This is a genomic window from Bacillus sp. Y3 (genome assembly GCF_008123875.1).
GTDB classification, from domain to species: Bacteria; Bacillota; Bacilli; order Bacillales; family Bacillaceae; genus Bacillus; species Bacillus altitudinis.
Window position 1 is genome coordinate 560,095 of the sequence record NZ_VSSC01000003.1, and the last position, 13,154, is coordinate 573,248.

A 13,154-nucleotide genomic window follows, 5' to 3' on the forward strand; every position below is an offset into this window, starting at 1 on the left:
AAGGCAGGTGATCTGTGATTTGACGAAGCAAACGTTTTTAAAAGGGACGATTATTTTAATTTTAGCAGGTTTTATTACAAGAATATTGGGTTTTGTCAATCGAATTGTGATTGCAAGGTTCATTGGTGAAGAAGGCGTAGGGCTTTATATGATGGCAGCGCCTACCTTTTTTCTCGCCGTGACGCTGACACAATTCGGACTTCCTGTTGCGATTAGTAAGCTAGTCGCAGAAGCAGAAGCCCGTGGTGACAAACAGAAAACAAAACGCATTCTAGTGATGTCCCTTGCAATAACAGGAACACTCAGCCTGATTTTCACGCCGCTCTTTTTATGGTTTGCCCCTATTATGGCGGAAAATATGCTGACAGATCCTAGAACGGTCTATCCTCTGCTTGCCATTACACCAGTCGTACCCGTTATTGCGATCTCTAGTGTGTTAAGGGGCTATTTCCAAGGAAGACAGCAAATGAGCCCGCTTGCGATGTCACAAGTACTAGAACAGGTCGCAAGAATTTCACTCGTGGCAGTATGTACAACAGCATTCCTGCCTTATGGAATTGAATATGCAGCAGCAGGCGCCATGATTTCATCTGTCATCGGGGAAATGATTTCACTTGCTTACTTACTGATTGCCTTTCGTTATAAAAAGACCATCCGTATCCGAAAACGTTTTTTCAAGGCAATTCATGATGGGAAGGATACGTTTAAACAGCTCATGAGTATTGCCCTGCCAACGACAGGCAGCCGTTTCATCGGCAATATCTCTTGGTTTTTAGAACCGATTGTCGTCGCGCAAAGCCTTGCGATTGCCGGTTATGCAGCTGTAGAAGCAACAAGGCAGTACGGAGAATTGACAGGACTTGCGCTCACCCTTTTGACACTTCCTAGTTTTATCACGTATTCTCTCTCCACCGCACTAGTTCCAGCGATTAGTGAGGGGATGGAACAGAACAAACGCAAAACGGTCGAATACCGGCTCAAGCAGGCGATGCGCCTTTGTTTATTAAGCGGGGGCATTTCATGTATTATCCTTTTCGTGTATGCAGAAAATTTAACCCTCTTCATGTATGGTTCATCTCATGCCGCTGTCTATGTAAAATTCATGGCCCCCTTCTTTTTGCTCTATTACTTTCAAGGGCCGTTGCAGGCTGTCCTTCAAGCATTAAATTTAGCTGGGGCAGCGATGACCAACAGCTTGATAGGAGCTGTTGTGAAAACAGGCATGATCTTTGTTCTTGCTTCACAGCCAAGCTTTGGCATTATGGGCGCAGCGCTTGCGATACTCATCGGCATCGTCCTTGTCACATTGCTCCATGCGGCAACTGTCGGTAAAGTGCTGCCTATTCATTTACCATTAAAAGAATATGGACTTTGCGTCCTTGTGATCATCGGTACTGGGGCGGTCAGTTTATGGATGAAACATCAAGCGAGCGGACTCTTTTCCGCCCCTTTGGAGCTTGTCATGATGATCTTTTTGACGTGCGTGCTGTATGTCATTCTATTAATCTGTCTTGGGCTAGTGAAACGAGAAGAGCTTCGCCGCATCCCGTTTATTGGGAAGCTGCTTTAGCTCATTCTTTCTTGATCACTTCATCTTTCAAATCAATATAAAAATCCTTCTGATTAAAGCTACAGTAGGAGATCTGCTCGATGTCATCATAGCCTCTTTTGGCAAGCTCCTTTATCAGCCACTGTTCATCATGGTTGATCTGCTTAAGATGATCATGCTGAACCACACCGTCTGCAATAAGAGGGAGCTCAAGCGCTGCATGTTTGCGCTTGTTTTCTTTTTCAACAACGGCGAGCTTCCCTGAAGGCTCTAAGATGGCATATGAGACATCCTGGATACTATCGATGTTATTTTCTCTTAATTGAATCAGCAAATCATCAAAATTGTATCGCTGTTTTCTCATCGCACCCTCATCTATTTTTCCGTTGATGATGAGCAGGGCTGGCTTACCGTCGAGAAAACGCCGGACACCTTGAAATTTTAATGACAAATAGGCAAGGGTGATTTGAATGAAGGTTAACAGCAGGATCGGCCATACTGTATGTAACATGTGATCCTCTACTTCTTCTATGGCGAGCACCGCAATTTCAGCGATCATCATAAAAATAACAAGATCTAAAATACTCAGTTCCCCAATCTCCCTTTTGCCCATTAAACGAAAGATAAACCAAATGAGAAAATATAAAATGATCGTTCTCATGGAGATAATTAAGATGTCCTGCATATGATGTAACCCCTCCTTCTCCACCATAGCTTGCGTCAAAACACTTTATTTATGTAGAAAAGAAAGCCTCGGTTTTTATCACGAGAAACATGTCTATTTTTTCTTCTCCGTGAATACATTTTAGTAAAAGACAAGCTTCGGTCAATTGGAGAGGAGACGAATCACATGCAGGAAACGAAACAAATAGGAAAAGGCATTTTATCTGGCTTAATTGCTATTTTTGTCGTGATGATTGTCACAAGCTTACTTGTATCACTGATGCTTACCTTCACAAGTATGCAGGAATCATCGTTTAAATGGATGATCATGATCTTGTCCTTTGCGGCACTTTTTCTAGGAGGAATGATTTCTGGAGGGAAAGCAAAGGAACGGGGCTGGCTCATTGGCGCCATGACCTCTTTTATCTTTTCACTCACTGTTTTTTTATTTCAATATTTAGGGTTTGGAGAAACCTTTTCACCAGAACAATTCATCTATCATGCAGCCTTTTTGGGAATTTGTATGCTAGGGGGAATGATTGGCGTTAATCTTCGGGGCAAATAAAAAAAGAGCGAATGATATCGCTCTTTTTTTATCGCTATGTATTGGAGGATTAACCTTTGTCAGCTAATTCTCTAATAGCACGTCGGTCAAAAGTTAAACGGTTGTTTTCGCTTGTTTTGATGACCACTTTTGATTCATCAATGTAGTCGATTTCACCGTGTAAACCACCGATTGTGACAATTTTATCGCCTTTTGATAAAGATTGCTGCATCTGACGCACAGCTTTTTGTTGCTTTTGCTGTGGACGGATTAACAAGAAGTAAAGCACAGCAAACATGACAACAATCATAATGATTGAACCCATACCACCATCCATTCTATCTCACCCCTTTCTAAAGCATTGTAAAGCTTTTCGTTTATGCGTTAAAAGTTTTTCGCATTCGGTTTGTTAAAGCCATAACGCTTAAAAAACTCTTCTCTAAAATCACCTAAACGATCCTCACGGATAGCTTCTCTCACTTGCTCCATTAATTTTAACAGAAAATGAAGATTATGATAAGTTGTTAATCGAATTCCGAACGTCTCATTTGTACGGATCAAATGTCTAATATAAGCGCGTGTGTAATTTTTACATGTGTAGCAGTCGCAGTTTTCATCGATTGGTCTGAAATCACGCTCATATTTAGCATTTTTCACAACAAGACGTCCTTCGCTTGTCATGAGCGTACCGTTTCTGGCAATTCGCGTCGGCAGTACACAGTCAAACATATCGACACCGCGAATCGCACCGTCAATTAATGAATCTGGCGAGCCGACACCCATTAAGTACCTTGGCTTGTCTGCCGGTAAATATGGCGTTGTAAACTCCAGCACACGGTTCATCACATCTTTTGGTTCACCAACAGATAAACCTCCAATGGCGTAGCCTGGGAAATCAAGTGAAACAAGATCTTTTGCACTTTGTTTACGAAGCTCTTCGTATTCTCCGCCCTGCACAATGCCAAACAGCCCTTGATCCTCTGGACGCTGGTGCGCTGTTAAGCAGCGCTCTGCCCATCTGCTTGTCCGCTCTACAGAACGTTTCATATAATCGTACTCTGCTGGATACGGAGGGCATTCGTCAAATGCCATCATAATATCTGAGCCGAGCGCATTTTGAATCTCCATCGCTTTTTCAGGAGAAAGGAACAACTTATCTCCATTTAAGTGATTACGGAAGTGAACGCCTTCTTCTTCAATTTTTCTAAATTCACTTAAAGAAAACACTTGGAAACCGCCTGAATCTGTTAGAATCGCTCGATCCCAGTTCATAAATTTGTGCAGGCCGCCTGCTTCTTTGACAATGTCATGCCCCGGGCGCAGCCATAGATGATACGTATTGCTTAAAATGATGCCTGCTTCCATTGCTTTTAACTCTTCAGGCGCCATTGTTTTCACTGTAGCCAGTGTACCAACTGGCATAAATACAGGTGTTTCAAAGGAGCCGTGCGGTGTATGAACGCGTCCAAGACGTGCACCTGTTTGTTTGCATGATTTAATGAACTCATAACGTATCGGTAATTGCGACAAAAATGAGCCCTCCTGTCTTTGTTGTATGATGTTATTGAATCAGCATGGCATCGCCAAAACTGAAGAATCGGTATTCCTCTTTTACAGCCTCATTGTACGCTTTTAGGACGTGTTCTCGTCCAGCTAATGCACTGACAAGCATAATTAAAGACGATTTTGGCAAGTGGAAATTCGTGATCATGCCATCAATTGCCTTAAATGTGTAGCCTGGATAAATAAAAATCGACGTCCAGCCGCTTGACGCTTTGAATTCACCATCATAAGCACTTGCAATGGTTTCAAGCGTTCTTGTCGAAGTTGTTCCGACTGAAATAATCCGTCCGCCTTCTTTGCGCACGCGATTAAGTTCTTCTGCCGTTTCTTCATTCATTTCGTAAAACTCTGCGTGCATTTCATGTTCTTCAATGCGTTCAGCACTGACCGGTCGAAATGTGCCAAGCCCTACATGGAGCGTAATAAACGCAATATGCACTCCTTTTGCTTTCAGTGCATCCAGCAGTTCATTTGTAAAGTGAAGACCGGCAGTAGGCGCAGCAGCCGAACCAACCTCTTTGGAATAAACGGTTTGATAACGCTCACGATCGTCAAGCTGCTCTTTAATGTACGGAGGCAGCGGCATTTCACCTAAGGATTCAAGTACTTCATAAAAAATGCCTGTATACTGAAACTCAACTTTTCTTCCGCCATGTTCCAGTTCTTCTGTACATACCGCTTTTAATCGTCCATCACCAAATGTAATGACTGTTCCGTTTTTCACACGTTTTGCTGGTTTCACGAGCGTTTCCCATTTGTCTCCTTCTTCTTGTTTCAAAAGAAGCAGCTCCACTTTAGCACCCGTATCCTCTTTCGTTCCAAACAGACGTGCAGGCAATACACGTGTATTGTTTAAAACGAGACAATCACCCTTTTGAAAGTAATCTGTGATTTGCGAGAATGTATCATGTGTGATGTCACCTGTTTGTTTATTTAAGACCATCAGTCTTGATGCATCTCGTTTTTCAAGCGGGACTTGTGCAATCAATCTTTCTGGTAAATCAAAATCAAATAGTTCTAACTTCATTTCCTTCACCTATTCTGTAGTTAACTAGTTAACGTTATTTCATCCGTCCGAAGACATTGAGTAAAATGGTTAGGACGATGCTAATGACAATGCATGTAATCACAGGAAAAAAGAACGTTACGTTCCCTTTTTTCACGAAAATATCGCCTGGAAGTTTCCCAACCAATTGAAACACTAAACCTGCGGCAAAAAGGACACCACCTAAAATCATCAACATTTTAGGGAATTCAGTCACGAATCGGAACCTCCATATGAAAATGTTCATACGCTTCTCTTGTGACGACCCGCCCTCTTGGCGTTCTTTGCAGAAAACCAATTTGCAGTAAATACGGTTCGTACACATCTTCAATCGTATGTGATTCTTCTCCAATTGTCGCTGAGATCGTATCAAGTCCAACAGGACCGCCTCTAAATTTTTTAATCATACTTAAAAGTAGCTTATGATCGATATGATCAAGTCCGAGTCTGTCAACTTGCAGACGCTCAAGAGCATCTTCTGCAATGTCTTGTGTGATCGCATGATTTCCTAGCACCTGCGCAAAATCTCTTACTCTTCTGAGCAGACGATTGGCGACCCTCGGTGTGCCTCTAGATCTTCTTGCAATCTCTTCAGCTGAACGAATGTCGATCCCAATCTCAAACAGCTCGGCTGTTCTTGCTACAATGTGAGCCAAATCTATTTGCTCATAGTATTCCAATCTTGCATGAACCCCAAACCTATCACGAAGCGGCGCTGTTAAAAGCCCAACACGGGTTGTAGCACCTACAAGCGTAAATGGCGGTAAATCAAGCCGCACAGAGCGTGCTGTATCTCCTTTTCCAATCACGATATCTAGACAAAAGTCCTCCATCGCTGGATATAGCACTTCCTCTATTGAACGCTGCAAGCGATGAATTTCATCAATAAACAGAACATCGCCAGGTTCAAGAGATGTTAAGATCGCCGCCAAGTCGCCAGGGCGTTCAATCGCTGGTCCAGACGTTGTACGCAGCTGAACATTCATTTCATTGGCAATGATCGACGCAAGCGTTGTTTTCCCAAGTCCCGGCGGTCCATATAAAAGAACGTGATCCAGCGTTTCCTGCCTCATTCGTGCAGCTTCAATAAATACGCTGAGATTATCCTTTACTTTCTGCTGGCCAATATATTGACTAAGCGTCTGTGGACGCAGACTTTGCTCAATGGCTGATTCATGGTTGTCTGCTTCAGTTGAGACGAGCCGTTCATCCATGAGACATCACCCTATTTCAACATTTTTTGTAAAGCTTTTTTCACATATTGATCGGTTGTAAGATTCTTCTCTTCTTTTAATAAAGGAAGAACCTTTTTGATTTCACGATCACCATACCCAAGGACACTTAAGGCTTCAACCGCTTCATCTAAAGCGCTTTGCTGCGTTTCAATCTGGATATGATCCTCGTGGTTAAATAAGTTTCCTATCATTTCAGGCACCACATCTGCGAGCTTCCCTTTCAGATCTAGAATGATCTGACGTGCTGTTTTTTTGCCAACACCCGGGAATTTAATGAGAAAAGCTTCATCCTCTCGTTCGATCGCTGAAATGACAGCGCCAGGGTCACCGGAAGCAAGAATCGCAAGCGCACCCTTCGGTCCAATCCCTGTGACATTTAACAGTTTTGTGAACAACGCTTTTTCTTCTCGTGTTTGAAATCCATATAACGAAAAAGCGTCTTCCTTTATGTAATGATACGTATAAATCGTTTCTTGTTTTGTTACTCGATAGATAAACGGATTTGGGGTATAGACTTGATATCCCACTCCGCCGTTTTCAATGACAACATATTGCGGGCACACATAATCAATGGTCCCTTTTACAAACTCTATCACCGTTTTCACCTCTTTGACTGTTCTCCATTGTAACATAAATCGAAGAGAAAACCGTAATAAAAGTTAACATACGTTCGCTCAGCCTTTTTTCATCGTCAACCCATGAAAAAGAGCTTGCGGTCTTCACACCAGCAAGCTGTCATACGATTAAAACGATTGTTCATTTCGGTAAGGTTTCATGACTTCAAGCACATGCTCAAATTCATCTTTTGTTCGAAACGGAATGCCTTGTGCAAGCTGTTGCTCTACATGACTTTCCAAGCGGGACGTATCAATTTGAAAAAAGAGATGAATAGGCTCCGCCCACCCGTCAGGCCTTCCATGAAACGTAGAAATCACGCCGTCTTCTGATAATCCGATATATCCATTTGCTTTACTTAAAGGCGATATATCGTCAATTTGCTTTCTAAAAAGGGCAAAATCCTCTCGCTGTTCTACCAATGTCCAGCCCTTATACTGGGCCCAAAATGTGTCTTTGTCTTCTAATGATGCCCGCTGTCTTTCAATACTTACATCGCCGTCTAGATAGACCTTTTCAAGCTGAACGTTGATGGTTTTTGACTCTTTTTGCAAGTGTTCTGCTGCTTCCATATCAACAGCGAAAAAGAGTACACTTGTCATGATAAGTCCTGTAACGAAATACTTTATTTTCACTTTCACTATTTACACCTCTTTAGAACATAAGATCGATGCATGACATATGTAGTTTGACCCATTTTGCTCCACATTAACCAAATCGATGTCTTGACACATATTGAGCGTCTTTCGTTGTATCCTTCGTGCGTAAATGTTATGTTTTATACAATCCATTGCTCTACCGAATCACATGGTTTTTTCATCATTCGTTTTTCAGCCGCATAAACTGAAACCAAAGAAGGTGAAGTCAATGTCAGATGTCAAAAGATTAGCCGAATCGATTCAGTATCAAGAAGAAAAGCGTTTTAATAAGCTCGTCTTTAAACCGGCTGAGCTTGAGCTGTGCGGCAAAGGAAGAAGTGCCTATGTATTTTCATACAAAAAAGACGGCAAGAAAATGGCGTTAAAAGTCTTTTTTCCTTCTTATCGAAACATCGCCCGCAAAGAGGCTGCAATTTATGAAAAACTTTCCGGCTCCTCCTATTATCCTGAGATTTACGAGTCTGGGGATCAGTATATTTTAATGGAATATATTAAAGGTTATACTTTCTATGAATGCCTGACAAAAGGAATTCCGATCAAAAAACAAATGATTGAACAAGTAGATGATGCATTGGAAGAAGCACGCGCGAAAGGTTTAAATCCTTCTGATATTCATCTGCGAAATTTAATTTTAACAAAGGATGGCCGCGTCAGGGTCATTGACGTCGCCCGCTTCACGCAAACGAAAACATGTCATCAATGGGATGATTTAAAAGCTGCATACGCCTATTATCAAAAACCTTTTTTCCCTAAAAAAGCGCCGCGTCTGTGGCTTGAAGTGATTGCCTATTTGTATAAGAAAAACTGGCTGTCTCGAGGTCAGCTGAACAATCGAAATGATTTTACTGCATAATGAAAGCCGCTCGAAAAGAGAGGCTTTCAGATTGTTGACAAAGGGCTAAAATGTACTTTATTTTAGCTCTTTGTCTTCTCTTCAGCGTGATAGAAAACCTTTGCAGCCCTAGGAATGACGAGTACTGGCGCGGAGCGAATTTGACATTCGTGAGCACCGGCACGCAGGACTGACACCGAATGCGAGGGTTTGTCTACACGCTGAAAGCCGCTCTCTTTGAGCGGCTTTCTGTTTTATTCTGTTTCTACATGGATACTATTCACATTTAATAGGTTAATGATTTCATTATTCAGCTTAAACCAATGATTGGCTTCCTCAATTTTTTTATACACATCATAGGTAGCTGGACGTTTCAGCTCGAAATCGAGCACTTCCCCATTGTTCATATGAAATGTTACCTTAAATACTTTCATCATAAGATCACCTTCCACTCTGTCTTGTTCACTAACCGGATCGGTCAGCTCTTTTCATTCATTCTCTATTCAATCCGTTTCCCCTGCTTCTTTCCTTCTAAACACAAGAAGTTTAAATTTTGTTTAAATTCGCACAACATATCTATCTATATACTCTTCAAAAGAAGTATATTGAATGAAAAGGAGGCTGCCTTTATGAAACAAAAGAAAAAACGAACATCTCCAGAGAGACAAACAGTCCTGTTTCATTTAACAGATGCCCTCATCCCAAGTATTGAAACGATGGCGATTGCAGTAAAAGCATTTTTCCACCTCGTGAGAAAAGCCATTTCAGCCGTTTTATAAAACCCCGCACTAGAGGAGTGCGAGGTTTTTTTTAGGATTGGTAGATTTGACTTCCTTGACTGATAAACTCTTTTGCCTTCTTCTCCATCTCTCTTTTCACTTCTTCTGATTGGTTGCGGATGTCATGGGATATTTTCATACTGCAAAACTTTGGTCCACACATGGAACAGAAATGAGCGGTTTTAGCACCTTCAGCAGGCAATGTTTCATCATGGAATGCCAGCGCTCGTTCTGGGTCAAGTGACAGGTGAAATTGATCCCGCCATCTGAATTCAAATCTCGCTTTTGATAAGGCATCATCACGCTTTTGAGCAGCAGGATGTCCTTTTGCTACATCAGCTGCATGTGCGGCAATTTTATAGGCGATGACGCCTTCTCTTACATCTTCTTTGTTCGGCAGACCTAAATGCTCTTTTGGTGTCACATAGCACAGCATGGCTGTTCCGTACCAGCCGATCATCGCCGCACCGATTGCGGATGTAATATGATCATATCCCGGTGCAATATCTGTTGTTAGAGGGCCTAACGTATAAAAAGGTGCCTCTTTGCATATCTCCATCTGCTTATCGACATTCTCTTTGATTTTATCCATTGGAACATGACCAGGTCCTTCAATCATGACCTGTACATCATGTTTCCAAGCGATCTCTGTCAATTCCCCTAACGTTTCCAGCTCTGCAAACTGCGCTTCGTCATTTGCGTCCGCAATGGATCCAGGTCTGAGTCCGTCCCCAAGCGAAAAGGCAATGTCATATGTTTTCATGATTTCACAAATTTCTTCAAAATGGGTATACAGAAAGTTCTCTTGATGATGAGCGAGACACCATCTTGCCATAATGGCTCCGCCTCTGGAAACAATTCCTGTGACCCGGTCGACTGTGAGCGGAATATACCTTAACAGGACGCCCGCATGAATGGTGAAGTAGTCAACCCCTTGCTCTGCCTGTTCAATTAATGTGTCTCGGTATACTTCCCACGTCAAATTTTCTGCGATTCCATTCACTTTTTCAAGTGCTTGATAAATCGGGACAGTTCCTACTGGGACTGGGCAATTGCGGATAATCCATTCTCTCGTTGTATGAATGTCCTTTCCTGTAGACAGGTCCATCATCGTATCTGCCCCCCATCTAATTGCCCATGTCATCTTCTCCACCTCTTCTTCAATGGACGATGTCACAGCTGAATTGCCAATATTCGCATTAATTTTCACGTGAAAATTCTTTCCGATGATCATCGGCTCACTTTCAGGATGGTTGATATTCGCTGGAATGACCGCTCTCCCACTAGCCACTTCCTCTCTAATAAACTCAGGACTTAGCTGTTCTCTCAAAGCGATAAACTCCATTTCAGGTGTAATGATGCCCTTTTTTGCATAATGCATTTGCGTCACACAAGCACCTTGTTTCCCGCGGAGTGGTATATGATGAAAATCTGTCTGGGCAGCTTGAAAGGATTCTTTCCCATTCAAGCGATATCCATTATCTTCTGGCTTTACTTGACGCCCTTCATAGCTTTCAGTATCTTCTCTTTCCTTAATCCATGCTGATCTCAGGCGCTTTAATCCCTTTGTGACATCAATATGAGCCTCCTCATCTGTATACGGTCCACTTGTATCGTACACACGAATCGGTTCATTTTGGATATCACCTGCTTGTGTCACTGTATTTGTGAGCACGATTTCTCTTTTTGGCACCAAAATGTCAGGTCTTGAGCCTTGTTCATATACCTTTCGACTGCCTTCAAAGTTTGATAATAAAGATTGCGTTGATGGAACATTTGTCTTTTCATTCATTTGCTGTTCTCTCCTTCTTTTCGTGTCACTGGACAGGATGGAATCAGCACCAGCAAAAAACCAGATTCTATGTAAAGAACCTGGTTTCGTCGTCAGAAAAAAACATGTATGCCATTCATATGGCACATGTATCATCTTCAACTTCCCCACGCTGGTACGAGCCAGATCAGGTCCAAAGGGTTAAGAAGCTTGTCTTCTCTCTCAGCCCGCATTTCCGGGCACCCCTAGTCACTTATATTGATTTCCACAACAGTGTAGCATAGCTGAGAAATGAAAAAAAGAAGTTTCAGGAAAATAGTTCCTTTCCCCTATAATGAATACACGATCTTCACGATATACATCTTTCTATACACGATTTATCTCTCTCATTTCGATTAAATCAGAAATAATCATTGATCCTTTTCTCCTAATATGTATAATTAATCTAAACGGAGAATTTTTATACAAACATGATTCAAAGGAAGTTCTAGTCGATTGCAAACATTTCTTACATTTATCGTCGTTGGATTCTCAATTGCTCTACCTGTTGGAGCGATCACGGTTGAAATGACAAAGCAGGGATTAAAAAACGGATTCTTTCATGGATTAACTGTAGGTGCTGGTGGTATGACCATCGATATATTGCTCATCTTGGCTTTATATGCTGGATTTGCTCAATTTTTATCTTTGCCCTTTATCCAAATTCCGCTCTGGCTGATCGGTGCCATCTTTTTAATGATTCTTGCCTACGATTCGATTAAAAATGCGGATCAAGACATCCATTTAGCAGGAGAAAAAGTGAATAAATCATTCGCTAAAACATACCGAAATGGGCTGCTCGTCGCGGTATCACCTGGAAACCTTGTGTTCTGGGTATCTGTGTTTGGTGCTGTACTGGCAGATGCTTATACGAATACAAATTCATCTGAATTTATATTGGCTGCTGCGGGTATTTTGGCAGGGATTCTTCTTCATGACATCGGTCTTCTCACGATTGTTTCCCTAACAAGAAAAGTGATGAATCGAACAATGATCAAGTGGACATCCATTATTGCCGGTATTTTATTACTTGGGTTTGGCTGTTATTTCTTTTATGAATTTTATATCGGGATCAAAGTTTATTTTTAAAGAAAGGCTAAAGTTCGTCATGAACTTTAGCCTTTTTTATTCCCGCCTAGCGGGTCATGCCTGTCTGACCTGTTTCAAATTGCGTTTTTCTCATATCTCTGAAGCGTGTAAATACGCCTTCGTCTTTAATGACTTGGACAGCTCTTCCATCTGCATAACGAGTCGCTGCTTCTTCTACTTGTGATACACCCTCTGATGTCAAGCGCCCATCTGTTTTAAGAGCAATATACACATTTTCATCCGTCACCATGACTTGTGAGTCTGTCACATGGTTCATTTTGTTCACTCGGTTGGCGATTTTTCTTGAACGCTGGATGTTCTCTTGTTTATCGTAGCCAGAGAACGACATTTGGTTATGATAGTTCATATCTCCATGACTGTAGCGTCCATCTCCACCAGTAAGCGGCATTCTCACTTGATCCTGTGTAGGGCGTGAACGATCATCAACATTCGTTGTATTTCTTCCGTTCATTCCCTCCATAAGCTCAGAAACCGGTCCTTGATGATCTTGATTGTTGTCTGTTGCCTGTTGATTGGAGTGGTATCCAACTGGCTGGCCTGATTGATTATGACGTGTATCTACACCCGCATTGTTATTTGTACCACATGCCGTTAATCCAATAGGTAGAAGCACTAAGGCGATTGTTTTTTGCCATTTTTGTCTCAAACGAAAAACCCCCTGTACAAATTGAATCTCATGAGCGCAAAACAGGCTCTGTTTTAGCATGTACAGTTGAGGACAAAAACAAGCTGTCAGTTATAAACAAAAAA

Annotated in this window: 16 protein-coding genes and 1 riboswitch; of the genes, 5 read left to right on the plus strand and 11 right to left on the minus strand. The window is 41.9% G+C overall.

Annotated features, from left to right (window positions below):
• The first annotated feature begins 19 nt into the window (after positions 1 to 19).
• Entirely contained in the window at positions 20 to 1,570 is a 1,551-nt protein-coding gene (gene spoVB, locus FXF70_RS07995) for a stage V sporulation protein B (protein ID WP_019743030.1), read from the plus strand.
• Between the two features lies 1 nt (position 1,571).
• Here the strand turns inward: spoVB and FXF70_RS08000 are convergent, their stop codons facing one another.
• Positions 1,572 to 2,234: a DUF421 domain-containing protein gene (locus FXF70_RS08000; RefSeq protein WP_019743031.1), complete on the minus strand. Its 663-nt coding sequence runs from the start codon at positions 2,232 to 2,234 to the stop codon at positions 1,572 to 1,574.
• A 165-nt stretch (positions 2,235 to 2,399) separates the two neighbouring features.
• Between FXF70_RS08000 and FXF70_RS08005 the strand changes: the two genes are divergently transcribed.
• On the plus strand, positions 2,400 to 2,777 hold the full coding sequence (locus FXF70_RS08005) for a TIGR04086 family membrane protein (protein ID WP_007501492.1): 378 nt from the start codon (positions 2,400 to 2,402) through the stop codon (positions 2,775 to 2,777).
• Between the two features lie 49 nt (positions 2,778 to 2,826).
• Here FXF70_RS08005 and yajC read toward each other — a convergent pair whose 3' ends face one another.
• The 7 genes from yajC to FXF70_RS08040 form a co-directional block, all read right to left on the minus strand.
• Positions 2,827 to 3,093, minus strand: coding sequence for a preprotein translocase subunit YajC (gene yajC, locus FXF70_RS08010; RefSeq protein WP_003216659.1), 267 nt, complete (start codon positions 3,091 to 3,093; stop codon positions 2,827 to 2,829).
• Between the two features lie 47 nt (positions 3,094 to 3,140).
• Positions 3,141 to 4,286, minus strand: coding sequence for a tRNA guanosine(34) transglycosylase Tgt (gene tgt, locus FXF70_RS08015; RefSeq protein ID WP_148780085.1), 1,146 nt, complete (start codon positions 4,284 to 4,286; stop codon positions 3,141 to 3,143).
• 31 nt (positions 4,287 to 4,317) lie between these two features.
• Positions 4,318 to 5,346 (minus strand): tRNA preQ1(34) S-adenosylmethionine ribosyltransferase-isomerase QueA, encoded by a 1,029-nt coding sequence (gene queA / locus FXF70_RS08020; protein ID WP_007501498.1) that lies wholly within the window; start codon positions 5,344 to 5,346, stop codon positions 4,318 to 4,320.
• A gap of 34 nt (positions 5,347 to 5,380) precedes the next feature.
• Positions 5,381 to 5,581, minus strand: coding sequence for a DUF2905 domain-containing protein (locus FXF70_RS08025; RefSeq protein WP_008342752.1), 201 nt, complete (start codon positions 5,579 to 5,581; stop codon positions 5,381 to 5,383).
• A complete protein-coding gene (ruvB, locus tag FXF70_RS08030) occupies positions 5,574 to 6,578 on the minus strand; it encodes a Holliday junction branch migration DNA helicase RuvB (protein WP_148780086.1) in 1,005 nt (334 codons plus the stop codon). Before ruvB ends, FXF70_RS08025 begins: the two co-directional genes overlap by 8 nt.
• Before the next feature lie 11 nt (positions 6,579 to 6,589).
• The gene (gene ruvA / locus FXF70_RS08035; RefSeq protein ID WP_017358123.1) at positions 6,590 to 7,195 is read right to left on the minus strand and encodes a Holliday junction branch migration protein RuvA; all 606 of its coding nucleotides are present in this window, start codon (positions 7,193 to 7,195) and stop codon (positions 6,590 to 6,592) included.
• 147 nt (positions 7,196 to 7,342) lie between these two features.
• Positions 7,343 to 7,855 carry an intercompartmental signaling factor BofC gene (locus FXF70_RS08040; RefSeq protein WP_008342756.1) on the minus strand — a complete coding sequence of 171 codons (513 nt, stop codon included), beginning with the start codon at positions 7,853 to 7,855 and terminating at the stop codon, positions 7,343 to 7,345.
• 226 nt (positions 7,856 to 8,081) lie between these two features.
• On the opposite strand from FXF70_RS08040, the gene FXF70_RS08045 reads away from it, so the two are divergent.
• A complete protein-coding gene (locus FXF70_RS08045) occupies positions 8,082 to 8,726 on the plus strand; it encodes a serine/threonine protein kinase (RefSeq protein ID WP_017367714.1) in 645 nt (214 codons plus the stop codon).
• A 233-nt stretch (positions 8,727 to 8,959) separates the two neighbouring features.
• Here the strand turns inward: FXF70_RS08045 and FXF70_RS08055 are convergent, their stop codons facing one another.
• Complete coding sequence (locus FXF70_RS08055; RefSeq protein ID WP_008342761.1) at positions 8,960 to 9,142, minus strand: hypothetical protein; 183 nt, start codon at positions 9,140 to 9,142, stop codon at positions 8,960 to 8,962.
• A gap of 192 nt (positions 9,143 to 9,334) precedes the next feature.
• On the opposite strand from FXF70_RS08055, the gene FXF70_RS19040 reads away from it, so the two are divergent.
• A complete protein-coding gene (locus tag FXF70_RS19040) occupies positions 9,335 to 9,484 on the plus strand; it encodes a hypothetical protein (RefSeq protein ID WP_164071257.1) in 150 nt (49 codons plus the stop codon).
• Between the two features lie 31 nt (positions 9,485 to 9,515).
• Here FXF70_RS19040 and thiC read toward each other — a convergent pair whose 3' ends face one another.
• On the minus strand, positions 9,516 to 11,276 hold the full coding sequence (thiC, locus tag FXF70_RS08060; RefSeq protein WP_148780087.1) for a phosphomethylpyrimidine synthase ThiC: 1,761 nt from the start codon (positions 11,274 to 11,276) through the stop codon (positions 9,516 to 9,518).
• Between the two features lie 126 nt (positions 11,277 to 11,402).
• Positions 11,403 to 11,512: riboswitch (TPP riboswitch) on the minus strand.
• A 238-nt stretch (positions 11,513 to 11,750) separates the two neighbouring features.
• Here thiC and FXF70_RS08065 point away from each other — a divergent pair.
• Entirely contained in the window at positions 11,751 to 12,383 is a 633-nt protein-coding gene (locus tag FXF70_RS08065; RefSeq protein WP_008342767.1) for a LysE family transporter, read from the plus strand.
• A gap of 46 nt (positions 12,384 to 12,429) precedes the next feature.
• Here the strand turns inward: FXF70_RS08065 and FXF70_RS08070 are convergent, their stop codons facing one another.
• Entirely contained in the window at positions 12,430 to 13,050 is a 621-nt protein-coding gene (locus FXF70_RS08070; protein WP_072367488.1) for a YhcN/YlaJ family sporulation lipoprotein, read from the minus strand.
• Positions 13,051 to 13,154: the final 104 nt, after the last annotated feature.